Source organism: Cetobacterium somerae ATCC BAA-474, from assembly GCF_000479045.1.
Taxonomy (GTDB): Bacteria; Fusobacteriota; Fusobacteriia; order Fusobacteriales; family Fusobacteriaceae; genus Cetobacterium_A; species Cetobacterium_A somerae.
The window spans coordinates 1-25,085 of record NZ_KI518183.1 but is presented as its reverse complement, the minus strand read 5'-3'; the positions used below and the strand labels follow the sequence as shown (position 1 = coordinate 25,085).

At 27.7% G+C, this 25,085-nt stretch carries 24 protein-coding genes; 12 read left to right on the top strand and 12 right to left on the bottom strand.

Features of this window, described 5'->3' with window-relative positions; all coding sequences use genetic code 11:
* Both HMPREF0202_RS09940 and HMPREF0202_RS09935 read right to left on the bottom strand, forming a co-directional pair.
* The coding region (locus HMPREF0202_RS09940; protein WP_023050683.1) for a BglG family transcription antiterminator at positions 1-1,042 on the bottom strand (1,042 nt) is incomplete at its 3' end.
* A gap of 134 nt (positions 1,043-1,176) precedes the next feature.
* The gene (locus HMPREF0202_RS09935) at positions 1,177-1,716 is read right to left on the bottom strand and encodes a helix-turn-helix domain-containing protein (protein ID WP_023050682.1); all 540 of its coding nucleotides are present in this window, start codon (positions 1,714-1,716) and stop codon (positions 1,177-1,179) included.
* A gap of 199 nt (positions 1,717-1,915) precedes the next feature.
* Here HMPREF0202_RS09935 and speD point away from each other — a divergent pair, with 199 nt between their 5' ends.
* The 3 genes from speD to HMPREF0202_RS09920 all read left to right on the top strand — a co-directional run bounded on the left by speD (position 1,916) and on the right by HMPREF0202_RS09920 (position 3,687).
* Positions 1,916-2,332 carry an adenosylmethionine decarboxylase gene (speD, locus tag HMPREF0202_RS09930; RefSeq protein WP_023050681.1) on the top strand — a complete coding sequence of 139 codons (417 nt, stop codon included), beginning with the start codon at positions 1,916-1,918 and terminating at the stop codon, positions 2,330-2,332.
* A 1-nt stretch (position 2,333) separates the two neighbouring features.
* Entirely contained in the window at positions 2,334-3,188 is an 855-nt protein-coding gene (gene speE, locus HMPREF0202_RS09925) for a polyamine aminopropyltransferase (protein WP_023050680.1), read from the top strand.
* A gap of 64 nt (positions 3,189-3,252) precedes the next feature.
* Positions 3,253-3,687 (top strand): CAP domain-containing protein, encoded by a 435-nt coding sequence (locus HMPREF0202_RS09920; RefSeq protein ID WP_051364161.1) that lies wholly within the window; start codon positions 3,253-3,255, stop codon positions 3,685-3,687.
* A gap of 33 nt (positions 3,688-3,720) precedes the next feature.
* Here the strand turns inward: HMPREF0202_RS09920 and HMPREF0202_RS09915 are convergent, their stop codons facing one another.
* The gene (locus HMPREF0202_RS09915) at positions 3,721-4,083 is read right to left on the bottom strand and encodes a YbaN family protein (RefSeq protein ID WP_023050678.1); all 363 of its coding nucleotides are present in this window, start codon (positions 4,081-4,083) and stop codon (positions 3,721-3,723) included.
* A gap of 90 nt (positions 4,084-4,173) precedes the next feature.
* On the opposite strand from HMPREF0202_RS09915, the gene HMPREF0202_RS09910 reads away from it, so the two are divergent.
* From HMPREF0202_RS09910 to HMPREF0202_RS09900, 3 genes are all read left to right on the top strand, one after another.
* Complete coding sequence (locus HMPREF0202_RS09910; RefSeq protein ID WP_023050677.1) at positions 4,174-4,728, top strand: LemA family protein; 555 nt, start codon at positions 4,174-4,176, stop codon at positions 4,726-4,728.
* On the top strand, positions 4,709-6,394 hold the full coding sequence (locus HMPREF0202_RS09905) for a DUF2207 domain-containing protein (protein WP_040407187.1): 1,686 nt from the start codon (positions 4,709-4,711) through the stop codon (positions 6,392-6,394). Before HMPREF0202_RS09910 ends, HMPREF0202_RS09905 begins: the two co-directional genes overlap by 20 nt.
* 90 nt (positions 6,395-6,484) lie before the next feature.
* Positions 6,485-9,268 carry an EAL domain-containing protein gene (locus HMPREF0202_RS09900; protein WP_040407186.1) on the top strand — a complete coding sequence of 928 codons (2,784 nt, stop codon included), beginning with the start codon at positions 6,485-6,487 and terminating at the stop codon, positions 9,266-9,268.
* Positions 9,269-9,290: 22 nt separating this feature from the next.
* On the opposite strand, the gene HMPREF0202_RS09895 is transcribed toward HMPREF0202_RS09900, so the two are convergent.
* Entirely contained in the window at positions 9,291-9,626 is a 336-nt protein-coding gene (locus HMPREF0202_RS09895; RefSeq protein WP_023050674.1) for a hypothetical protein, read from the bottom strand.
* 184 nt (positions 9,627-9,810) lie between these two features.
* Here HMPREF0202_RS09895 and HMPREF0202_RS09890 point away from each other — a divergent pair, with 184 nt between their 5' ends.
* The 3 genes from HMPREF0202_RS09890 to HMPREF0202_RS09880 all read left to right on the top strand — a co-directional run bounded on the left by HMPREF0202_RS09890 (position 9,811) and on the right by HMPREF0202_RS09880 (position 13,327).
* A complete protein-coding gene (locus tag HMPREF0202_RS09890; protein WP_023050673.1) occupies positions 9,811-10,734 on the top strand; it encodes a CBS domain-containing protein in 924 nt (307 codons plus the stop codon).
* Between the two features lie 17 nt (positions 10,735-10,751).
* Positions 10,752-12,029, top strand: a complete 1,278-nt coding sequence (locus tag HMPREF0202_RS09885; RefSeq protein WP_023050672.1) for an ArsB/NhaD family transporter — start codon at positions 10,752-10,754, stop codon at positions 12,027-12,029.
* Between the two features lie 98 nt (positions 12,030-12,127).
* A complete protein-coding gene (locus HMPREF0202_RS09880) occupies positions 12,128-13,327 on the top strand; it encodes an NRAMP family divalent metal transporter (RefSeq protein ID WP_023050671.1) in 1,200 nt (399 codons plus the stop codon).
* 46 nt (positions 13,328-13,373) lie between these two features.
* Here the strand turns inward: HMPREF0202_RS09880 and HMPREF0202_RS09875 are convergent, their stop codons facing one another.
* The gene (locus tag HMPREF0202_RS09875; RefSeq protein WP_023050670.1) at positions 13,374-14,495 is read right to left on the bottom strand and encodes a replication initiation protein; all 1,122 of its coding nucleotides are present in this window, start codon (positions 14,493-14,495) and stop codon (positions 13,374-13,376) included.
* A gap of 206 nt (positions 14,496-14,701) precedes the next feature.
* On the opposite strand from HMPREF0202_RS09875, the gene HMPREF0202_RS09870 reads away from it, so the two are divergent.
* From HMPREF0202_RS09870 to HMPREF0202_RS09860, 3 genes are all read left to right on the top strand, one after another.
* Positions 14,702-16,519 carry a PTS fructose transporter subunit IIABC gene (locus HMPREF0202_RS09870; protein ID WP_023050669.1) on the top strand — a complete coding sequence of 606 codons (1,818 nt, stop codon included), beginning with the start codon at positions 14,702-14,704 and terminating at the stop codon, positions 16,517-16,519.
* Between the two features lie 76 nt (positions 16,520-16,595).
* Complete coding sequence (locus HMPREF0202_RS09865) at positions 16,596-17,549, top strand: PTS fructose transporter subunit IIC (protein WP_023050668.1); 954 nt, start codon at positions 16,596-16,598, stop codon at positions 17,547-17,549.
* Entirely contained in the window at positions 17,542-18,120 is a 579-nt protein-coding gene (locus HMPREF0202_RS09860; RefSeq protein WP_023050667.1) for a GNAT family N-acetyltransferase, read from the top strand. Before HMPREF0202_RS09865 ends, HMPREF0202_RS09860 begins: the two co-directional genes overlap by 8 nt.
* On the opposite strand, the gene HMPREF0202_RS09855 is transcribed toward HMPREF0202_RS09860, so the two are convergent.
* From HMPREF0202_RS09855 to HMPREF0202_RS09825, 7 genes are all read right to left on the bottom strand, one after another.
* A complete protein-coding gene (locus HMPREF0202_RS09855; protein ID WP_023050666.1) occupies positions 18,085-18,801 on the bottom strand; it encodes a hypothetical protein in 717 nt (238 codons plus the stop codon). The genes HMPREF0202_RS09860 and HMPREF0202_RS09855 overlap by 36 nt on opposite strands.
* On the bottom strand, positions 18,801-20,012 hold the full coding sequence (locus tag HMPREF0202_RS09850; RefSeq protein WP_040407185.1) for a hypothetical protein: 1,212 nt from the start codon (positions 20,010-20,012) through the stop codon (positions 18,801-18,803). The genes HMPREF0202_RS09855 and HMPREF0202_RS09850 overlap by 1 nt, the downstream gene beginning before the upstream one ends.
* Before the next feature lies 1 nt (position 20,013).
* Entirely contained in the window at positions 20,014-20,448 is a 435-nt protein-coding gene (locus HMPREF0202_RS09845; RefSeq protein WP_023050664.1) for a hypothetical protein, read from the bottom strand.
* The gene (locus HMPREF0202_RS09840) at positions 20,448-20,951 is read right to left on the bottom strand and encodes a hypothetical protein (protein ID WP_040407184.1); all 504 of its coding nucleotides are present in this window, start codon (positions 20,949-20,951) and stop codon (positions 20,448-20,450) included. The genes HMPREF0202_RS09845 and HMPREF0202_RS09840 overlap by 1 nt, the downstream gene beginning before the upstream one ends.
* A gap of 15 nt (positions 20,952-20,966) precedes the next feature.
* Positions 20,967-23,549 carry a hypothetical protein gene (locus tag HMPREF0202_RS09835; protein ID WP_023050662.1) on the bottom strand — a complete coding sequence of 861 codons (2,583 nt, stop codon included), beginning with the start codon at positions 23,547-23,549 and terminating at the stop codon, positions 20,967-20,969.
* A 21-nt stretch (positions 23,550-23,570) separates the two neighbouring features.
* The gene (locus tag HMPREF0202_RS09830) at positions 23,571-24,269 is read right to left on the bottom strand and encodes a hypothetical protein (protein WP_023050661.1); all 699 of its coding nucleotides are present in this window, start codon (positions 24,267-24,269) and stop codon (positions 23,571-23,573) included.
* A 72-nt stretch (positions 24,270-24,341) separates the two neighbouring features.
* Entirely contained in the window at positions 24,342-24,860 is a 519-nt protein-coding gene (locus tag HMPREF0202_RS09825) for a hypothetical protein (RefSeq protein WP_023050660.1), read from the bottom strand.
* Between the last annotated feature and the right edge of the window lie 225 nt (positions 24,861-25,085).

Below are 25,085 nucleotides of genomic sequence, written 5' to 3'. Positions count from 1 at the left end.
GATTATATTTTTTTAGAATATTATCTAAAATATTTAATAAAACTTTCTCTTTGTTATTTATAGAGGCACTTTTAACTTTAAAAATATGATTTTCATATTTAAAGATAGAAAAGCAAATTTTTTTTAATAGCATTTTTTCTAAAAATGGATTTAAATTATTTAAATTAAATTTTTGTTTTATCTCTTCGATTGTTTTAAAAGCTTTTTCTAAAGTACTTGGTTCAAAATTTATTTCATCTCTTTTTAAAGAGATTACAAAATAAAATATTTGTTGTTGGTACAAGGAATCATAATCTTTTAAATTTGATTTAATAATATTTTCAATATCAGAAAAATCTTTATAACTATAGTCTCTTTTAAAATTAAATCCTCCAAACACTTTTATGCAAATATGTAATGAACATAAAAAAGATATAATAAAATGTGTTGTTGGTAGATTTAAAGCTTTAAAAATCCTATATAAATGGTTGAGTAATTTATTGATATCATAATCTTTAATTAAATCTATTATAAAAATAGAGTGATTTAATGAAAAATCACACTTTATAAAGAACTTAATTAGCTTTTTAGAGAAAATATTTTTATCAGTTTGAGATAAAAATGTTAGTTTTAATCCTCTTCCAACGATATATTCATATTGCGATTCATTTATTTCTAATGTTTTTTTTATATCATTAAAATATCTGATGATAGAGCTTCTAGAGATATTTAGTCGTTCTTTTTCAGATTCTAAGTTAATAAAACCATTATGTATAAATTTAAGATAAAGATAATCTATAATTTCATCACTAGTTATAAAATCTTTTCTTCGAAAAAGATTTTCCCATTGAAATTTAGAAAGTTTTAAAGAATAAATACCTTCATTTAAGGTTATTAATGGAAGATTTTCATCCTTTAGAAAAGAGTTGATAGAATTGATATTTTTGTAAATAGATTTTTTCTCTAAATTTAAATAGAGAGAAAGCTCTTCTAAAGAAAAATTTCCTTGAGAAAAAAGTGTGAAAATATTAATATTTGTTGTATTGATTTGAACCACCCCCATCTTAACTTATATCATAAAAAAAAGATAAAGAAAATATGAAAAATTTTAAAAAATAAGAGAAAAGTGTTATAAAAATTTTCTACAAATAAAAAAGATAGTCATAAAAATTACAACTATCTTTATAAATGTTAATTTTAAAATGATGGTGGATTTGAAACCCAAAGAATTTTAGCACTACCTTTTCCGCAATTAGATAAATAGTGATTTTTACCAGAGCTATAATAAAAAGCTTCTCCTTTTTTAGCTTTATGAACTTTATCACCTAAATGTATTAAAATTTCTCCCTTTAAAACATAACCAAACTCTTGTCCATCATGGGCAATTTCCTCTTTATATCTTCCACCCTCTTCTAAAGTTAATAAAATAGGTTCCATTTGGTTTTTTTGGGCATTAGGTATAATCCATTCAACTTTATATTTTAGTTTAGAATCTGTAAGTTCAAAGGCATCATTTTCATCAAAAACGATTTTTTCATCGCCATCATCACTAAAGAAATCTTTTAAATTTGTTCCAAGACCTTCAAGGATATCAGCTAAATTTGCAATAGATGGAGAAGTTAAGTTTCGTTCTACTTGTGATATAAATCCTTTTGATAACTCACAACGACTAGCTAGTTCATCTTGAGTAAGATATTTTTCTTGTCTTAGTCTTTTTATTTTTTTTCCGATTTCCATATAGATCTCTCCTTAAATTATCGATAATATAGTATATTCTCTTTTTTATAAAAAAGCAATTGACAAAAAATAAAGAGATGATATTATATATACAATATTTAAAATATTAAATTTTAAATATATTTTTTTAAACAAAAGTTTAATATTTTAATATTTAAATTTAATTTTTTGTTAAAATACTGTTTTTAGGAGGAGAAAATTGAAATTAGAAACACTTGGAAGACACATTTTAATTGAGTTTTATAACTGTGATGAGGAAATATTAAAAAATCCTACTTTAATAAAAGAACACATGAATGAAGCAGCAAAAATAGCTAATGCAACAATAGTTGAATCGGTATTTCATCATTTTAACCCTTATGGAGTATCAGGAGCTGTAATTATATCAGAATCTCATCTTGCAATTCATACTTGGCCTGAGTATGGTTATGCAGCAGTTGATGTGTTTACTTGTGGCGATAAGATAGATCCATGGACAGCTTTTAAATTTTTAGAGGATGTATTTAAATCTGATAGAAGTGAGTCAATAGAGGTTCCAAGAGGAATGGTAGATAAAATTAGAAATTACTCAAAAAAAGAGCTAGGAAAAATAACTTTTAAACCAGAGGAGGAATAGCATGTTAGATTTATGGTTTACAGAAAAATGGTCAGAGAATACAAGATTCTCTATTAAAGTTAAAGAACATTTATATTCAGAGGAAACACCTTTTCAAAAAATAGATTTCTTTACTTCAAATGAATATGGAAGATTTTTTACACTTGATGGAATGATAATGATAACTGAAAAAGATGAATTCATATATCACGAGATGATAACTCATGTTCCAATGTGTACAAATTTAAATATAAAAAGGGTATTGGTAATAGGTGGCGGAGATGGAGGTACAGTAAGAGAACTTACAAGATACTCCACTATAGAAAAAATAGATATGGTTGAGATAGATGAAAGAGTTGTAAGATTATCTCAAAAATTTTTACCATTTACAGCAGATAAATTAGAAGACAAAAGGGTGACCTTATATTATCAAGATGGTTTAAAATTTGTAGAAGATTGTCCAAGTGAAATGTATGATTTAATACTAGTTGATTCAACAGATCCAATATCTGTAGGAGAGGGTCTTTTTACAACTGAGTTTTATAAAAATTGTTATAGAGTTTTAAAAAACGATGGGATTTTAGTAAATCAACACGAATCTCCATATTATGAAAGATATTCTCAAGAGATGAAAAAAGCTCACAATAAGATCAAAAAAATATTTCCTATAGCAAAAGTTTATCAGTTTCATCAACCAACATATGCATCAGGACATTGGTTATTTGGATTTGCATCAAAAAAATATAATCCAACTTTAGATTGTAAAATTGAAGAATGGAATAAGTTAAATATTCAAACTAGATACTATAATACTGATATTCAAAGAGCGACATTTGCTTTACCAAACTATGTAAAAACTCAATTAGAAGAAAAATAAATTTGGAGATATAAAAGAGATTTTGCTAAGATATATTATAGAAAACTATAATAAGGAGGCAAAATTGAAAAAATTACTAGGAATAATGGTTTTTCTTTTAGGAACATTGGTTTTTGGAGCTAATGAGGATCAAAAGGTTATTTTAAAATTAGTTAATAGGGAAAGAGTTAGTAGAGGATTAAGTCCTATGAAGTTAAATTCAAAATTAAATAAACTAGCTAAAATAAAATCTGATGATATGTATAAAAATAGATACTTTAGTCATAACTCTCCTGTTTACGGGACACCTTTTGATTTAATGAAAAAGCATAGTGTAGATTATATGACTGCTGGAGAGAATATAGCAAAAGGTCAAAATACACCAGAATATGTTATGAAATCATGGATGGATTCTCCAGGACATAGAAAAAATATTTTAAATCCAAGATTTAAAGAGATGGGAGTCTCAAGAGATGAATATGGAAATAATATCTGGACACAAATGTTTATAGGAAGTTAATGAAATAGGTTATAGTGAGTTAATCGCTATAATCTATTTTTTTATTGTTTCAACATTTATAATATGAAAAATAACACCTACAAGGATAAGTAAAAGTAAAATTTTACCAATGATAAAGGGCATAAAAAACATTCCTAATGTCATCCCAAAAATTGTGGATAATATAGCAATAATCTTATTTTTTTTAGTAATTCCCTTATTAACTCTATAATCTTTTAAATGCTCACCAAAATATTTATTATTAAGCAACCAGTTATAGAATTTCTCTGAACTTTTTTCAAAAAAATACGCAGCAACTAATATAAAAGGCACAGTTGGAATTATAGGTAAAAATGCTCCAATGATACCAAATCCTAAAAATAGGAAACCTAAAAATGTAAAAATCTTTTTCTTCATGCAAAAAGCCTCCAGATAAAAAGTTTTCATAAGGATTTAAAAATAAATATAGTATAATACATAAAAGAAAAAAATAATAGGGAGGAAGTTATGATTTTAGGAATAGTATTTATCGTTTTGTTAGTTATTTTAATTGGTTATATTATAGGAGTGTACAATAAGTTAGTTAAAGAAAGAAACTTTGTGGATGAGGCTTTTTCAACAATTGATGCATACTTAAAGAAGAGATATGACTTAATACCAAATTTAGTAGAAACTGTAAAGGGATATAAAAATTATGAAGGTAGTACATTAGAGGCTGTAGTAGCAGCAAGAAACAAATATATGACCGCTACAACTCCAGAAGAAAAAATAGAAAATGAAAATATGATAACAGGTGCTTTAGGAAAATTATTTGCTTTAACAGAAAATTATCCTGAATTAAAAGCAAATGAAAACTTTATGAAGTTACAAAGTGAATTAGTAGCAATAGAGGAAGATATTTTACAAGCAAGAAAATATTATAATGGTAGTGTTAGAGTTTATAATACAATGTGTGAAACATTTCCAAGTGTTATAGTGGCTAATAACTTTGGATTTAAGAAATATCCATTCTTTAAAGTTGAAAATGAAGAGGAAAGACAAAATGTTAAAGTTCAGTTTTAGTCTATTTTTTCTTTTAGTTACAACTATTTTTGCAGATGCAGGATATATAATTGATAACTATAAAGTAAATGTAAAAATAGATGATAAAAATATCTACAGTGTTGATGAAAATATAAGAGTGGATTTTTTACAGCCAAGACGAGGAATATATAGAATAATTCCAGAGGAGTTTAATGGAAAAGAGATAAAGGTTACAAATATAAAGACGAATGTTCAAACTGTTGCAAAAGATGAAGGGAATTATATCTACTTGAGATTAGGAGATCCAAATAGATATTTGACAGGAATAAAAGATTATATAATAAAATATACCTATAATATAGGTTGGGATAGAAACTCTAGTTATGATGAAGTTTATTATAATCTAATTGGAAATGATTGGGATACGACTATAAAAAAGGTTGAGTTTACTATAGAACTACCTAAAAGTTTTGATAGTAATAAAGTGAATTTTACTCTAGGAAAGTATGGTAGTACAGATACTAATGGGGTTAAATGGAACGTAAATGGAAACATAATAAGTGGTTATACAACAGTAGATTTAAATCCAAAGGAGAGCGTAACGATAGCTTTGCCGTTGCCAGAGGGATATTTTGATTTTAGAGATCAAAAAATAACTTATTATATATTTAAGGGTGTTTTATATCTAATATACCTTCTTATTCCAGGAATGGCATTTGGACTTTTAAAAAAATATAAAGATAGAGATAGTGTTATTCAAACGGTTGAATTTTATCCTCCTGATAATCTTACACCAACAGAAATAGGATATTATATAGATGGAATTATACATTCTAAAGATTTAACAAGTTTAATTTTTTATTGGGCTAATAAAGGTTATTTAAAAGTTAATGAGTTGAAAAAAGGTGGGTTATTTACAAAGGATGAATTTGAAATAGAATTCTTAAAAGATAAAATAGAAACAGAAAAAGAGTTTGAAAAATATATGTACAATGCTCTATCTGCTTATAAGAATTCATCAAATAAATTAAATATTAAAGATTTAAGAAACAGATTTTATAAACACATTGATAAAGCAGCAGAAATTTTAGAGATAGATTTAATTATGAGTAAAAAAACTTTATATAGCTCTAAAAGCTTAAGAGCTGGTGGGAGTGTTAGAACATCTATTTTATTCATAATAGCTGCTAGTTTTGGATACTTTTATTATTTTGGTACAAGTGCAGGAATAGATACAGCAATCACTATTATATTAGGTGGGTTATCAGTATTAGTGACCTTAGCTATAAGTGGTAAAATAAAAAGTAGAACACAATACGGAAACGAAATTTTAGGAAAAATACTCGGCTTTAAAAGATTTTTAGAAACAGCAGAGAAAAGAAAATTAGAGATGTTATTAGAAGAAAATCCAAGTTATTTTTATAATATACTTCCTTATACAATTGTATTAGGAGTTAGTAGTATTTGGGCAGATAAATTTAAAGATCTTGTAGTTGAACCTCCTCAGTGGTACGGCGGTTCTAGTATGGGGAATGCATTTGTATTAGGTGCTTTCATGGGAAGCTTTAATAACTCTTTGTCTGCTTTTAATGATACAATGTTATCCGCTCCAAAGGCTCCAAGTAATTTTGGTGGAGGTAGTTCATCTATGGGTGGAGGTTCATCAGGAGGTGGAGCTGGTGGAGGTGGAGGCGGAAGCTGGTAAAAAACATTAGTAGAAACCAGAGTATTAAATTGACCCTTTTAGTAGGATTTGATATAATAAAAGTCTATTTATAAAAAAGTGGGAGGATGGATGCTAAAGGTTTTTATATTGTGTTTTCTTTTGACTCAAATTTTATTAGCTGCTGGTTATATACCTAAAAATATTAAAGAGGAAAAAGTTCTAGAAAGTTATAGAGAACATCAACTAGTTTTAGGTTTAAAAACATCAGATTTTGACAATACTATTATAGATAATCAATCATTAAACACTATAATAGAGGATTTATTTAAAAATTATTTAGGTTTGAATGTACAAATAGTAAAAGGGAATTGGAGTGAATTACTAGCAATGTACAATAGAAAAGAGATTGATATTTTAGGGTCTGTTACTCAAAGTGAGGAAAGAAAAGAAAACAGTGTATTTAGTCTACCTTTGTATGATGACTCAATCTATTTAGCTACTTCAAATACAGAAAAATATGATTTAAAAAATTTGAAAAATTTAAATGAAAAAGATATTTATGTTACTAAAAATTCAATTTATACAGGATATTTGAAAAAATTTTTAAGAGGCAATGATATAAAAGTTAATATAGTTGAAGTTGAAGATAGCTTTTTAGAGCAAGATAAAATATTTTTAACATCTAAATATAATATAAGAGGATGGGAAAATATTATTAAAATTGGTTATCTTCCGGATATATCAATAGGATTACAAAAGAGATTAAATGATTTAGCAGCAATAGTAAATAATGCTCTTTTAGAGAAATATCAAGGTGATATTACAAAATATTTAGAAAAGCAATCTAATGTAATATATAAAAATAAGTTTTTAGAATCGTTAACACTAGAGGAGAGAGAGTACTTGAATAATCTTTCTCAAGTTACAATAGCTTTAGAACCAAATAATACATTAAGCTATTATTCAAAAGATTTAAAAAGATTTGTAGGTGTTATTCCGTTTTTTATAGAAAAATTTTCTAAAAGAACAGGCATAAATTTTAAAATAATAAATGATCGAAATAATAATTGGAATAATATATATAATGATTTTTTAAAGAAAAAAATTCGAGTAGTCCCATTACCAGAAAATAAAGAATGGAATGATGATATAATCTTTACAGAACCAATATATAAGCCAACATTATATAAAGTCTCTAGTTTTTTCTCACATAATACTAAGATAGGAGTAGTAAGAGGATCAATAGAGGAGAGTTTTGTACAAGAATATTATTTGAAAAACGATATTTTATTTTTTAAAAGTTATGATGAATTAGAAAAAGCATTGAATAGTTATATAATAAATGCAGCTTTTTTATTTGATATTAATAAAATGGATACAAGTAAGTTTAAAGTTGATGAATTTATGGAGATTCCAATATCTTTAGGGTTATATAAAAGCGATGAGATATTAAAAAAGATAATAAATAAAGGTATAAAAAATGGATTAAGTTTAAAAAAGTTAGAAGAAGAAGCAGATATAATGAAAAAGCAAGAAGCTTTTAATGAGTATCAGCACTTTCAATTAACAAATAAGATACTGTATTTATTGTTAGCTATTTCTACAATATTCGTAATGATCTCTATTTATAAAATACTTTTAAATCACAAAATGACAAAAGAACTAAAAAAAGATTTAATTACAACTCTTCCAAATAGAATTGAATTCTTGAATTTTATTAATGAAAAAAAAGATATGAAGGGATTTGCCGTAGTAGTAGATATCAATAATTTTAAAGAGCTAAATGATAAATATGGTCAAAGCTCAGGAGATGATATACTAAGAATTGTAGCAGATAAACTAAAAAGAATATTTAAAAATCAAAATATTTTTAGAGTTTCAGGAGATGAGTTTTATATTTTTAGTGAAGATGAATTTTTAATTGAAAGGTTAGAACGATTAAAAAAAGAGATGCACTCTTTAAAATTAAGTTATCAAGTAGATTTAAGTATTGGTTTTTATAAAAACAATAATAAAGATTTAGAAACTGCTTTTAAATATGGGTATATGGCTATGGAAGATGTAAAGAAAAAAAATAATTTTTATTATATTGAAGCTACTGAGGATTTAATAAAGAAAAAAGAGAGAGAGTATTCGATAAAATCACTATTAAGAAATAAAAATTTAAAAGGGTTATATGGCGTATATCAACCAAAATTTAGTATAAAAAGTAAGGAAATTATTGGAGCAGAAGCTTTAGCGAGATGGAGTGATGAAAAGTTAGGTTTTATATCACCTGGAGAGTTTATACCAATTGCAGAAGAGATTAATTTAATACATTTAATTGATTATAAAATAGCAAGTGATGCTATAAATTTTGTAAAAAATTTAAAAGAAAATGGCTATATAAACGATAATTTTAAAATGTCTTTTAATCTATCTATGAAATCTCTTGAAAGAGATGATGTAGTGTCTGTAATTAAAAATTTACTAAAAGAAAATGGTATTTCAGGGGACTATATGGAGATTGAAATAACAGAGTCTATATTTTCAACAAATTTAAAAACAACTTTGGAAAAAATAAATGAATTAAAAAAAATAAACATATCATTTTCAATGGATGACTTTACAGCAGGACACTCCACTGTAAGTTTATTACCACTAATACCTTTAGATGTAATAAAATTTGATAAAGGTATTTTAGATGCTATAGGAACTAAAGGAGATTTAGTTGCATCGAATATATATATGGCTTTAGTAGGACTTATAAAGGATTTAAATCTTAAAATTGTATCAGAAGGAATAGAAACAAAGTTACAACTAGAATTTTTAGAAAAAGCGAATGTTGATATTGGACAAGGATATATTTTTAGTAAACCTATAGAAGACCTGGAATTTATAAAGAAGTTAACAAAAAAAAATACAGGCTCTTAATAGAGACCTGTATTTTTTATTATTATTGAGCAGTTTTAGTATTTGAATCTGGTGTTACAGTTTGAACTTGTTCTTCAACAGTTTCTTCTACAGCTTGAACAGGATTTTTACCAGCAGCTTCTTCAGCAGCTTTAATCTCTGCAGGAGTAGCAGGAGTAACTTCTTCTACAACAGTTTCTTCAATAGCTTCAACTGGTTGATTAGCGTTATCTGCTGCTTGAGAATCAGTAGTCTGAGCTGGTTGAGCAAGATCAGTAGTTTGTACTGGGGGATTAGGATCATTTGGAGTTGTATCTTGTTTCTCTCCACAAGCAACCATTGCTAAAGATAAAGCTAACATAGCTAATAATTTTTTCATATAAATCTCTCCTTTTAAAATAAGTTATTTTTTCAATCTATTATACTAAGAAGAAAAGAGGGTTCCTTCAAAAAATTAAAAAAAAAGTTGACTCACGATTCAAAAAGTATTTACTTTTTGGAAAAATGTGCTATACTAAAAATGAACAAAAGATAAATAAGTGTAAAAAAACGGAGGTGTTCCAATGAAGCTGTCTAGCTATCTATCGGAAAAAGTAATTATTCCAAACATAAAAGGGAATAATATCAATGAATTGATAGAAAATCTTTTAGATCAACTTGTTGAAAATAACAAATCATTAAAAAATGAAAAGGCTATCATGAAAAAAGCCGTGTTAAAAAGAGAAGAAGAAGCATCAACTTACTTAGGACATGGGGTAGCCATTCCACACGCAAGATTAGAGCATTATGATGATATTTTAGTAGCAATAGGATTTCCAGAAAAACCAGTTATGGTAAAAACACTTGATAACAAAGAGGAAGAGCTAAAAATAGTTATTCTTGTAATAGCTGATGTTTTAAAAGGTAAAAAAATACTAAAGATAATGTCAGGAATATCTAAATTAGCTATGAAAAATAAAGTTATTTTAGATAGAATAATTGAAGAAAAAAATCCAATTGAAACGATAAAAATATTAGAAGCTGCAAATATTGAGGTAGATCATAATATTACAGCTGAAGATTTAATGACTAATGTGCCAAAACCAGTAAAAGAAACTAATACATTAGAGGACATTGCAAAAATAATAATAATGGAAAAGGTTAGTGGAATTCCTGTAGTAGATAAGAATAATAACTTTTTGGGAGAGATAACAGAAAGAGAGTTAATCTCATTTGGAATGCCTAAATACACAACTATTTTAAATGACTTAAACTTCATGACTGTGGGAGAGCCATTTGAAAACTATCTAATAAATGAAAAAACAACAACAATCGAAGAACTTTATAGAAGAGAGGGAGTTGTAACAGTTGATAGAGAAGCTTCATTAATGGAAGTATCATATTTATTTATGAACCGTGGTGTTACGAGAATATATGTTGTTGAAAGTGGAAAGTATCTTGGAATTATTTTAAGATCAGATATTATAAGAAAAATATTACATATATAAGAAGGAAGTGAAGATTTATGTTAAGCTTAATATTAGGGCTTGGTATTTTTATAGCAGTGTTCTATTGTATCATAACAGAAAAGGTACCTGGTGCATGGGCAACGATGCTAGGTGGATTAGCAATGTCAATGGTAGGTATTTTTAATGAAGAGCAAGCATTACACGCTGTAGCAAGTAGATTAGAGATTTTATTTTTATTAATTGGTATGATGATAATAGTTCATTTGATATCTGAAACAGGAGTGTTCCAGTGGTTTGCTATTACATTAGCAAAGTTTGTTAGAGGAGAACCATTTTTACTTATTGTTTTCCTAGCAATAGTGACAGCAGTTTGTTCAGCGTTTTTAGATAACGTAACAACAATTCTACTAATGGCACCAATATCAATATTACTAGCGGGAGAGTTAAAGTTAAACCCATTCCCATTTGTAATAACAGAGATAATGGCAGCAAATATTGGTGGAACAGCAACACTAATAGGTGACCCAACTCAACTAATCATAGGTCATGAAAGTGGATTAGGATTTAACGAATTTTTATTTAATACATCACCAGTTGCAATAATATCAATGGTAATATTACTAGCAAATGTTTACTTCATCTATGGAAAAGATTTCCATGTTTCAACAGAGTTAAAAGCTAGAATTATGGAGATGAACCCAAGTAGAAGTTTGAAAGATAAGAAACTATTAAGAGAAGCAGGAACAATATTTGCGCTAGTAATTCTTGGATTTGTATTAAATAACTTTATAAATAAAGGTCTAGCAATAATCTCTTTAAGTGGAGCATTTTTACTTGTAACAATAGCAAAAAGAAAACCAGCAGATATATTTAAGCACGTAGAGTGGGATACTCTGTTCTTCTTTATTGGATTATTTATGATGGTATTAGGAATTGAAAAAATAAATGTTATCGACATGGTAAGTGACAAAATGATTGCAGTAACTAAAGGAAACTTTGAGTTTGCAACAATGTCTATTATGACTTTATCAGCATTATTTACATCAGTAATAGGAAACGTTGCTAACGCTGCAACAGTTTCAAAAATAATAGATGTTATGGCTCCTACATTTAAAGGGGTTCATACAGATGCACTTTGGTGGGCATTATCTTTTGGTTCATGTTTAGGTGGAAACATCTCTATTCTTGGTTCTGCAACAAACGTAGTAGCAGTTGGTGTAGCAGGAAAATCAGGATGTAAAATAGATTTTGTGAAATTCTTAAAGTTTGGTGCGTTAATAGCGATACAAACTTTAGTGGTAGCAGGAATATATTTAAAATTAAGATATATGTAATATAAAAAATAATTAAAATACCCTCTAGTAAAAGAAGTAACAAAGGTATATAATAACTGAGCAAGTTATTTTGTTACAATTTACGGAGGGATTTTTTTATGAAAAATAATATGAGTTCAAAGAGTGGTGGTGCTGTTTTAGGTGCCGCTTTTTTAATGGCGATGTCTGCAGTAGGACCGGGCTTTTTAACTCAAGCATCAATTTTTACAGAGCAATTTAAGGCTAATTTTGCATTTTCTATTTTAGTTTCTATAGTTATAACTTTAATAGTTCAATTGAATATTTCTAGAATTATTGGAGTTTCTGGCTTGAGAGGACAAGATTTAGCAAATAAAATTGTTCCGGGATTAGGGTATTTAATAGCAACATTAATTGTTTTAGGAGGTTTTGCTTTTAATATAGGGAATGTAGGAGGAGCAGCCTTAGGGTTAAATGTGTTATTTGGAATTGATCTTACATACTCAGCATTATTAGCTGGGGGAGTGGGGGCATTAATTTTTATTTCAAAAGATGCAGGAAGGATTATAGATAAATTTACTAAAATACTAGGTGTTTTAATGATTTTAGTAATATCTTATGTAGCTTTAGAAAGCAAACCACCGATTTCACAAGCAGCTTATAGTGCTGTATTTCCAGAGTCTTATGGAGATTTAAGTTTCTCATTATTAACTTTACTTGGAGGAACTATTGGAGGATATATAATTTTTGCAGGTGGACATAAGCTATTAGATGCAAATATTAAAGGAAAAGAAAATTTAAATAATATAAATAAAAGTTTACTAATAGGAGTAAGTATAGCTTCGATAATAAGAATAGTATTGTTTTTAGCTGTCTTAGGAGTTGTTTCAACAGGAGCAACATTAAACCCAGAGAATCCTCCAGCTTCAGCTTTTATGCAAGGAGCGGGAGTTGTGGGATATAAAATATTTGGAGTTGTAATATTAGCTTCATCTCTAGGGACTATAGTTGGAGCTGCTTATACATCAATTTCATTTTTAAAAACTCTTTTTCCTATTGTTTTTCAACATGAAAAAGGATTTATAATAGGATTTATTCTACTTTCAACTTTTGTTATGGCAAGTATAGGAAAGCCAGTTTCTTTACTTCTTTTAGCAGGAGCATTAAATGGATTAATTCTACCAATAACTTTAGGAATTACACTGCTAGCTTCAAGAAAAAAAGAGATAGTAGGAGATTATAGACACTCAGTTATACTTACAATATTTGGAATAGCGATAGTTGTTATTATGGGATATGAAGGAATAATATCTTTAGGAAGCATAGCAGCTATATTGTAAAAAAGAAGCTAGTTTATCTAGCTTCTTTTATTATATCTAAAAAATATTAATTTTGAGTTTGGAAAATTTTAAAGCTTCCACGGTTTTCAACATATGTTCCAAAGACAATATAGTTTTCATCTCTATAAAAGAAAGTATCCCCTTCTTTAAATTCCTTAATATCTTTTAAAAATTTAAAGTTTAAGGAGTAATAGAAATTATAACCAATCATGATGTTGTAGATAGTTTTAGTAAAGGTTGCCACATCTTTGTATAGAGATATCTTCTCTTTAATAAGTGTGTGATTATTTAATTGTAAAATTTCCTCAATATTTTCACCTTTTCTTTTTAAGTAGTTTATAAGCTCATCATCTGAAAGAGTAAGATTATTCTCTTTTAAGAAAAGAATTGCTCTTTTGCACTGAATAAATCCAATCTCATTAATAGATGAATTGATACTTTCCCAAATCTTTTTATAGTCTTCAACATTACTTTTTATAAGTTGAATTAAATAGTTAGTTTCAGCGCTTTTTTCAATAAGAGAGTTATTTTTTAAAATAAATTCAATAGCAGTAACTTTGTTATTTTTAGACTCACCTTTTTTTATTTTATTGTAGATAAGAGTGTAATTTGAATAAGAATTTATATTTTCTACTAAAGTTTTTAATAGAGCTTTTTCAAAATCAAAAAAACGCTCATAAGCTTCCTCTTTTATATTAAAAATATTTTTTAACTCTTCAATACTTAGAATTAAATTTATGTTTTCTGCATTATTTTTTAAAACTAGATTAAAGAAATTATGTGAAGATTTTTGTCTGAAGTAAAAAAAAGTTCTTAAAGATAAAAAACTTTCAATAGTATTTTTTTTAAAAGCATTAACTATCATAGGTGGGATAGTTATATAAAAAATATCGTCAATTTTGCTAAAGTAACTAACATATGGGAATTGTGAAAAAGAGTTTTTACCATACTCGTTGATAAATGAATAAGAGATATATTTAGTCATAAGTCCATTAAGAGCTTCCATAATATCTTGAGAACCTAATTTTTTAAATTCATTTGACTCTAAAGTAATGGTTTCTTTTAAATCTTTTTCTAATTTTTTTAATATATTTAAAAAAATGGTATTTTCAATTTTAGAAGTTCGTGTATTGAAGACAATATTTTGATTAGAAATTTTAAAACTCAATGTATTACCTCCATTAAAAAATTTTTTTAATTTTTTTAATATATTTTATCATAAAAATAGACGAAACAAAAATTAAAAAATATATGATAAAAAAATAAAAAACCTATTATAGACGAAAAAAAAGTTAGAAAATAGCAAATTTGACAGAAAAAATAGAAATAATGTATAGTGAGAGCATAAGACAAAGAAAATAAGGGAGTGAAAAAATGTTAGAGAAAAAGTATATAAAACTAAAACTAACAGGGGAAACAAAAGATGAGATACTACAAGAACTTGTAGATGTTTTAGATAATGGTGGAGCATTAGAAAATAAAGATGAGTTTTTAAAAGTTGTAAAAGCTAGAGAGGCTACATCATCAACAGGATTAGAGGAAGGAATTGCAATTCCTCATGGAAAAACAAAAGCAGTAAGAAAGCCAGCTGTAGCTTTTGGAAGATCAAATGGAGTAGATTTTAACTCTTTAGATGGTGAGCCATCAAAACTATTCTTTATGATAGCGGCCCCAGAAGATGCGACAGATTCTCATATAGAAACACTATCTAAATTAACAAATAAACTTTTAGATGATGAGGTAAGAGAGAAGTTAGAAAATGCTAAAACAGAGGATGAAATTTTAAATATATTAAATGAAGAGAAAAAAGAAATTATAAACTCTTCTGAAAAAAGAGAGGGATATGTAGTTGCTGTAACAGCTTGTCCAGTAGGAATAGCTCATACATACATGGCAGCGGACTCTTTAGTAAATAAAGGTAAAGAGTTAGGAGTAGAGATAAAAGTTGAAACAAATGGAAGTGTTGGAGTTAAAAATGAATTGACAGCTGAAGATATAAAAAGAGCTACAGGAGTTATAGTTGCAGCAGATAAAACAATAGATATGGATAGATTTGCAGGTAAAAAAGTTATTCAAGTTCCAGTAAAGCAAGCTATAAGAGCTCCAAAAGAGTTAATAGAAAAGACATTAAATGGAGAGGGAGAGATTTATAAATCTTCTTCTAATGGTAAAAAAGAGATTCAAAAAAATGAGAAAACGGGAATTTATAAGCATTTAATGAATGGTGTTTCACATATGTTACCACTAGTTGTATGTGGAGGAGTTTTAATAGCTCTTTCAATAGCATTATCAGGAATTAAAGCAGGATCAGGAGCGGATGTAACAAATCCATTCTTTAAATCAATGTTAGATTTAGGAGTTGCAGCATTTGGGCTTATGATACCAATTCTTTCAGGATATATAGCTATGAGTATAGCAGATAGACCAGGACTTGCTCCAGGACTTGTTGGTGGTGCTTTAGCAAATACAGTTGGTGCAGGATTTTTAGGTGGTATGGTTGCCGGTTTTGCTGCAGGATATATAGCTAAGTGGGTTAAATCATGGAATGTTCCAGAGGGATTAAAACCAATTATGCCAATATTTGTAATACCTTTAGTTTCAACATCTTTAGTTGGAGTGATAATGTATTTCATAGGAGCACCTATTAGTGGATTTATGAATATGTTAACAGATGTACTAAAAGGAATGGAAGCTGGATCAGTATTTTTAGCACTTATTTTAGGATGTATGATATCTTTTGATATGGGAGGTCCAATAAATAAAGTTGCATTCCTATTTGGTTCAGCAATGATAACACAAGGAGTTCCAACAGTAATGGGACCAATAGCAGTTGCAATTTGTATTCCACCAATTGGTATGGGAATAGCAACAATGATGGCACCGAAAAATTATGAAGTTGGTGAAAGAGAAGCTGGAAAAGCTGCTTTTGCAATGGGATTAATTGGAATTACTGAGGGTGCAATACCATTTGCAGCAGCAGATCCATTTAGAGTTATTCCATCTATAATGGTTGGAAGTGGAGTTGGAGCAGTTATTGCAGCAATAGGAAAAGTTGCAGATCATGCACCTCATGGAGGACCTATTGTATTACCAGTTGTAGATAATAAATTGATGTTTATTATAGCAATTGTAGTTGGATCTCTAATAAGTGCAATAATGGTAAATATTTTAAAGAAATTTAAGAAACAATAGTTAGAAAACTATTAATATATTGATGAAATAAAACTCCCATGATACTATTTAAGAAAAAGTACGTGGGAGTTTTTTTATGAGAAAAAGGGTATTAAAAAGTATAATTCAAGTTATACCAGTATTTATAATTGGTGGAATTTTATCGGTAATATCATTATATACAGATAATCAATTTTTAAAAGATTTAAGTGGGTATAGTTTTTTAATGGCACCACCTCTTTTAGCAGGATATATAGCTAAAGAGATATCAGGAAGTGTAGGTTTTATACCAGGAATTATTTTAGGGTATTTATCTGGAGCAATTGGTCTTGGAATGTTTGGAGGAATATTAGTAGGTGTTGTTTTAGGATATTTTATAAATGGTTTAAAAAAGATTGAGATATCTATAGAGGTTTCTTCGATAATGTATCTAGTTATAATTCCAATACTATCTACTTTAATTGTAGGAATGGGACTTTACTATGTTTTTCAAGGACCAATGAAATTTATATTAGATGAACTTGGTATCTATTTAAATAGTTTAGATGATAAGAATAATGTATTTTTAAATTTTGTTTTAGGTGGATTAATTGGAGTTGACTTAGGGGGACCAATAAATAAAGTTGCATATGTTTATGCTGTAAATACAATTGAATATGGAAGAGGAGATATAATGGGACCAATAGCTGTAGCTATTTCAACTCCTCCTTTAGCTTTGGGATTATCACAGTTTATATTGAAAAATAGATTTTCTAAAACAGAGAGAGAAGCGGGAGTAATATCAATACTTCTAGGCTTTTTAGGTATTACTGAGGGAGCTTTACTTTTTTTAACAAGAGATATAGCTGTACTACCTACAACTGTTATTGGAGCAGCAATTGGAGCTGGAGCAGCTTCAATTTTAGGAGTAAAATCAATAGTACCTCATGGAGGTATTATAATACTGCCATTGATAGAAAATAAAATAGGATTTTTAATATCGTTATCAATAGGAGTGATATCAACAATATTTATGTTGTATTTTTTAAAAAAAGGGGAGAGTAATGGATAGAAGTGTAGAAAATATACATCTGATTATGATTAAAGAGAGTTTAGATTTTAATGATAAACAACTTCCAGAAGGATATGAATTTGTAATGTATGAACCTGGAATGATGGATAAATGGGTTGATATTCAATTATCTTCAAAACATATATTAGAAAAATCAGAGGGAGAACTTTATTTTAAAGAGGTTTTTTTACAAAGTGAAGATTTTTTAAAAGAGGTTATGGTCTTTATTAAAGATGAAAAAGGTGAACTAGTAGGAACTGGAGCTATTTGGGAGGGAAAATATTTTCTAGAAGATAGAAATAAAAAATATCGATTACATTGGATTGCAATAGATTCAAAGCATGGTGGAAAAGGGTTAGCAAAAGCCTTAGTGTCAAAACTGCTTTCTATATTTAAAGATAAAAAAATGGGAGAGGGACTATACCTCTCCACACAAACATGTAGCTATGTAGCTATAAAAATATATTTAGATTTTGGATTTAAACCTTATGATTTGGAAAATAATAAAAAAGGCTGGGATATAGTTTTTAATAAGCTAAAAATTAATTGTTTGAAGAAGATTTCGATCTAAAGTTTCTCGAACTTCAATTTTCCAAATATCACTTTTCTTTTTAAATTTTGGAAGAGAAATATCAATATTTCGAGTATCTTTAGCATTAATAACTCCTCCATAGAATGTTTCACGAGTTCCATTATTTCCAATAATATCAATCATATAACGTACAAATCTTTGAGGGGTTTTATTATTTACAAACCCCTTCATATATAAAACTCCATTTTTTTCATAAAAATCATATTTTTCAAGTTTTAACTGTGCAGGTAAATCACCAACCCAGCCGAGCATCTCTATATTAATAGAGATACCAACAGTAGAACCAGCAGCGACAGTTCCTTCTTTAGTATTTTGTAAAGCATTTGGAAGAGTTATTGATTCAACACCAAGGTAGAAGTTATAATCACCAATAGGAGTTCCTTCAGGAGATTTTACAAAAAGTTTTAATTTTTTTGATTCAGCATTTTTAATAGTCATGTATTTTGGTTCAAATTCAATCCATTCATGCATACTTTTCCCTTCTTTTCCAGGGTGAACTTTAAATCGATATCTTATTGTTTTACCAGTATTATTTTTAAATGTATACTCTTGCATGGCACCTTCATCAACTCTTTTTCCAAAGCCATCTGGTGAGATGTGGAAAGCTAAACTTATTGTATTTAAAATTAGTGTTAAAATTATAATTAAATATTTTTTCATTAAAATCTACCTCCTGTAGGATTTTCTGTTGCTGTAACGGTAACTGGGAATGTACCACGATAATCCCCTTCGATATACTCAGAATTTTCAAGTTTTGGAATGACACCTTTTATAATAAAATTATTATCAGTTGTCTGAGAAGGGGCATTTAGAAAAACGTTAATGGCTGTTTCATTGCGACTAATTTTATATATTAGACATTTATCAGGGATGGATATCTTGTAACTTAAACCTCCGCTATTAAAAATACTTATTTTAGATTCTGCCTCGGCTCCTTGAGTTTTGTTAAATACACCAAAATCCATAGAAGTCGATTTAATTCCAAAACCAAAATTTATAATTAAAATATCCTTATGTTTAATATCGCTTGGATTAGATTCACTAGTAGAATAATCAAAAGTGGTTTTTACAGTTTTTAAATTAGAAGACTTAGGTGTTATAGTGTATTCAAAAAAATTTGTATTGAGTTTGTATTTAATATTAAAGTTACCAATATCTGCATTTATTTGTGGAGATTCTCCTTTATCAATAGGTATATTTAAACTATTTCTATTACGAGAGTTGAACTCTTCTGAATCGATAGTTATTTTAAGACTACCAACACTATTTCCAGGTGTTATCCAAGGTCCTAAGACATTACCTTTTCCATTGGACCAATTAGATCCAAAGGTTGGTATATTTGAACCTTTAGTAAATTTAAAATGAAAACTTTCGTTTGATATATTTATAGCATCAGCATAAAAATTTGAAGTATAATATTTATATATAGGAATAGTTTTAAGTGTACCAGTATAAAGATTTTCTACTTTATTATTTTTAACAACCCAAAGATAGATATTTTTAGGCTCTTCAAAGTAACTGATTTCTAAATATCTTTTTCCATCAATTGTTATTATTTTATGAGGTAGTTCGTCATTTATAGTACTAGTTTTGTTATTTGGTTTTAAATATGTTGTAACATAAAGTTTTCTATCTAGGTCACTATTTTCTCTCGTAGATTTAGTTATATCACGATAGATTTTTTTTTCTGATCTATCAATGAAAAGATCAATATTGTTATCACTTCGAACTTTTGTAACCTCAATATCTAGTTTAGCAGGTTTTCCATTTTCATAAGCTTTTATAATTTCTCTACTATCATTAGAAAAACTAATAGATACAGAACTTAAAAGAAGGATTAAAGTCATAAAAAAATAGTTTATTTTTTTCAAGTTATCTCATCTCCTTCTCGTAAATAGAGTAGTTTATGGGTAAAGCTCCAACATAAATTCCATCAATTAAATCTCTATTCTCCTCTTTAGAGAGTTCTTTTTTATCTAAAATAACATGAAAAATAATTTTTTTAGTTTCTGAATCCATTACAACTTCTTGTTCATTCTTTTTAAAAATAACTTTATCTGTTTTTACCCATCTCTTTTTGTTAGTTATATATGTATGTGATGGAACTTGGAAAGTTACAAGTTTTCCAAGATCTTCTTCTATGTTGTCAGAATAGATTTCAATAATACCCCTAGCAGTAGCTTTACTTTTATAAACTCCGTTATTTTGAGCACGAACCTCTTTAAAAACTATTGGCTTACATGTAATTTTAATTTTTCCGAAAACTGTAAAGGGTAATAAGAAAAATATTAGAAATAGTTTTTTCATTAATCATTCACCTCCACAGTTATATAGACTCTTTTTTTATGAGTTCCCTCTTTAGAAATATTTTTACCAGTTATTTTGATATAGTTATCTTTAATTTTTTTATTATCTATATTTTTAGAAGCAAAAATTTCAGTATCGATAACACCATCATCATCAATATCAAGAGCAGTTTTAGAGAAGTTTAATCGATAAATACCAGCGGCTTCAGGCTTTCTATTTAATTCCACTTCAAAAGGTATTTCTAGATTCTCATTATCAACAACAAGAGCCTTAATATGAACATCTGATATAACCTCTAATGGAACTATAACCTCTGCCGTTAGTTCAACCTCTAAAATACCACTGCTAATAAGTTTTCGAACAATAAGCTCTCCATTTTCTCCTTGGTCAATTTTATCTGTAGGAATAGCTGGAAGTAGAGGGAGCATAGGAATAAAATCCTCTACGGCCATTAAAATACTAAAATTTATTAAAAAACAAAGAGTTAAAATAATTTTTTTCATTCGTCCCCCCTTCAACTATTTAACAACTTTAATCTCATTATTAACTAAATATGTATTTAATTCATAAGTATTACTTTTTAAAGCATCGTAGGTTATACTAACTTCAATTTTCAAAGGCTCAATATAGTTATCTTTAAAAGATGAAATTTCTATAAAATATTTTCCAGCTATAAGAGAACTAACATCATAGTATCCCATGAAATCAGGAACGATATTAGATATAACTTTACCATTAGAATCAGAAACTTTAATAACAATTCCATCATAAATATTTTCAGAGTTAGAATATGATTCATGTAATGACAATTGACCAACTATTGAGAAAAAGGGTTTTATAGGAATATATGCTTCAATATCTCCACCACCTTTACCTTTTAGAGAGAATGTACTATTGATTACATCAAAACTTGGTCTTCTAACAATAGGATTTAAATTATAAAGTATATTATTAGGAACTCCATAGAAATACGTAGGTTCTTTAGAAGTTGTAACTTTTTTCTCTCCATTGATTTCTAATTCAACATCACCTACATAAGGTTCATTATTGTCAAAAATGTTGTTATCATTAAGATCTAAATAAGTAATTGCTTTAACTCTTGAAACATCTATATTATCAAGAGGTTTTTTAATATTTTTTAAATCAATTATACGGTCAATTCCAGCAGAAATTTCATAATCGCCACTATCTTTAGAAGTCATGTCAAAGTTAAACCAGTTATCGTAATCAATTGAAACTCTAAAAGTGATTTTTTCTTTATCACTTTCGTTATATGCAATTTCAAAAGAGTAATCAAGTCCATTTTGTCGAGCTCTATTGAAAACTGAAAGAGTTGATTCAAAATCATCTCCTCTTTCACTAATAGAGTTAGTCCATCTTACAGAGTAATCTCTATACCCTGTATAATAAAGGTTTACAGAATAATTTTTTTCACCATTTAAATCTCTTTGAAACTGGAAAGTAGATAAAAATCTATTGAAATTTTTACTCAGTTCTATATCAATTTCAGAACCTTTAGATTTTTCTCCATCCCAGTCTTCCTGCCATTGATACGAATAATCTACTCTTAAAAAATCAGTTGGGTTATATTCAAAACTGATTCCACGAGCCTCTTTATTATTATAATAATCACTATAATATCCATCTTCATATCTAATTTTAAATTTGTTAAACTTTATTTGGAAAAGACCTTCAACTGTATTATCTTTTTGGAATTTATCAGGAGTAAATATCTGTTCAGTTCCTAAAATAAAAGTATATGGATTAGTTTTAAAATAATCACTATATACAATTTCAGCAGCCCCTCTTTCAACATAGATATACTCGTCGTTTATAGATTCAGAAGTCTTAAAATACTTTCCACCTACTGTAAACTGCTCAGTAATTCCATAGTAGATACTACCATCAGTATCAACTTTTTCTGAGCTTTCATTTTCAGTCATAAAGAATCTATATTGGAACTCTCCACGGTTTTGTTGATTAAAGTCATCACTTGTTTTTATTATTCGAGTGATTATCTTTCCATCTCTAGTATGGATTCTCAAGATATACTCACGATCACTTTTAAGTTCACTGTTAGTAAATTCAACAACTCCATTTTCTTCATAACCAATATCAATAGTAGCTCCTAAATAGATTAGCTCAACTCTACTACCAATAGGAACATTCTCTCGAATAACAAAAGTTTTTCCATCTTCATAATATCCTTTATCTTTTTCAAATAGTACAGATTTATTCCAACGACCACTATTAGTTTTATCACCATAAAATTCTAAATAGTGATTATATGGAAGATTTGGATAATAAAGATTAGCTCCTGTAAATTCTCCATCTTTTAAGTTGTATTCTGTTGTTAACTCTCCATAAAGAAAAGAACCTTGATATTCTAAGTATCCATCCCAATCATTATCTTTGCTACCCTCGCTTTTAGTAAAGGTTTTATCTAAATTAACTCTCATATATCCTAAATTAAAAAGGTCTCTTGAATTGGTATACATGAAATCATTCATATCTTTTTTCTTTTGAAGAGTATTTTCTTGAACTTTTAAAAGACGATTTATTTCATTATTAATAGCATGTTTAGCAGACATAGATATTCTTGTTTTTTCATAGTCAATATCTATAGCATTTAAAAATATATCTGAAAAAAGATTAGCTTCTAAAAAAAGTTCATCATCTTTAAAAAAGAAATCTTTATCTGTAAAGTTTGTACGCTCGCTACCTGTTATTTTAAATGTATTAAAGTTCATCATAATCTCTTGCATTTCCATACCTAAAGTCATATCTAAAATATTATTTGTAAAATTATAGTTATTAAAATATATATTCTTAAAGTATTCTTTTAAGGGTATATAAGTTTTCGAATCCTTATAAATCACGTGGAAGTCAGAGGTTATTTGTGTTCTATTAATAAAAAGTGTGAAAAAGTGTTTCTCCTCTAATTTTCCTTCTAGCTCGTCTTTTAAAAAAATATAATCCTCTTGGGATATAGTATTTCTGTTTTTTAACTCCTCAAGTTTATCTAAAGTTATTTCATCAGAAGAGAAGGTATTAGACTGGATTAATAAAATGGAAAATAAAAAAAACATTTTTTTAAACATAAACTACTCCCCCTTATAAAATTAAAGTTTAATTTTCCCTACAGTTTTTTTTGTGATGTAATCTACAATAATAAGATTCTTTTTTGATTTAAGTTTGTGATTACCAGTATATGTAAATTCTAAATCTTTTAAATTCAACGATTCTTTAGAGTGGATTCTTAAATTACCTAAAAAATAATCATCAATATAAAACTCAAATTTTCCACGACGCTCTCCACGGTTTTCAACAATTCCATTTAAACTGATTTTATTAGGATTTATCTCTAAATTTAGATTTGAAAAAACAAGTTTTGGAGATATATTTCCAGCATATCCATTTATAACAAGTTTTAAGTCTGTTAAAATTCCAAGACCAGAGAATTTCTCTTTTATAACTTTTTCATAGAGAGGTAGTTCACGAACACCTAAGACAGCAGAATATTCTCCTGGTTTAATTTTTGAGTTACTAGCTATGTTTACTTGGATTTTTCCACTTTCTCCAGGAGCTAAAGTTATTGATCTTGGATAAAAATTAACCCATTTACTCATATCTTTATTAGAGCTATCTTTATAAGATTCACAGTAGATTCTATATAGAACAGTGTCGCTAGATTGATTAAAAAGTGTAAACTCTTGATAACTACCTTCAAAATCAATGGGTTTATCAAAAAAAGTTGGGTGTATATTTATATACGAAAGTGAAAATTTGAAAATGATAAAAAAAAGAAAAAGTATTTTCATAAAAATCCCCCCAGTTTATTTTATTAATAAAGAGAGCGAGAGTTCACTCTCTTCTTTAATGAAATAAAATTATTATTTAGTCTTAGCATAAGTAACTGTAAGAGTTGTTGTTTGTGTTTCATAGTTTCCAGCAAGAGCTTGACCATCATTTAATGTACTTGTAACATTTAAAACAACTCCATTGTTATCATATCCTCCATTGTAAGCAGTTAACTTAGAAGTTAAAATAGCTTGTGAAGTATCAAGATTTTTCAAAGTTAAAGAATTGGTACCAAATTCAGATGATAAAGATACAACATCAGCATTACTAGTTATAGCATTTCCAGAAACTCTTAAATTAGCTGTTAAAGATTGCTCTCCTTGCCCAGCAATCAAAATATGATCAAAAGTAACTTCGGAAATAGGAGTACCATTTGCATCAGTTATAATTAAATCTAATGGTCCAGTTACAGTAGCAGTCACATTAATATTAATACTAGCGGTAGCATTACTATCAGTAACAGAATTTGTTAAATTTGGATTACTAGTAGTAGAAACTCCAGCCAAAGTAAGTGAAGATAGCGCCAAAAACAGTAGTGTGATTTTTTTCATTTTTATTACCTCCCTATATTATTTGAATTAATAAATTATAAGATATAAATATTTTAAAAGTAATAAGAAGAAGTTTTCAAAAAAATTGAAAAAAATTTCCTTAATAAAAAAAGAAGTAGATTTTTGTCTACTTCTTTTAAAGTTTTTCATAATTAGGTATTGGAAAATATAAATTTTTTACGTTTGTATTTTTATCATATATTTTTATATTTTCAACAGTTATAA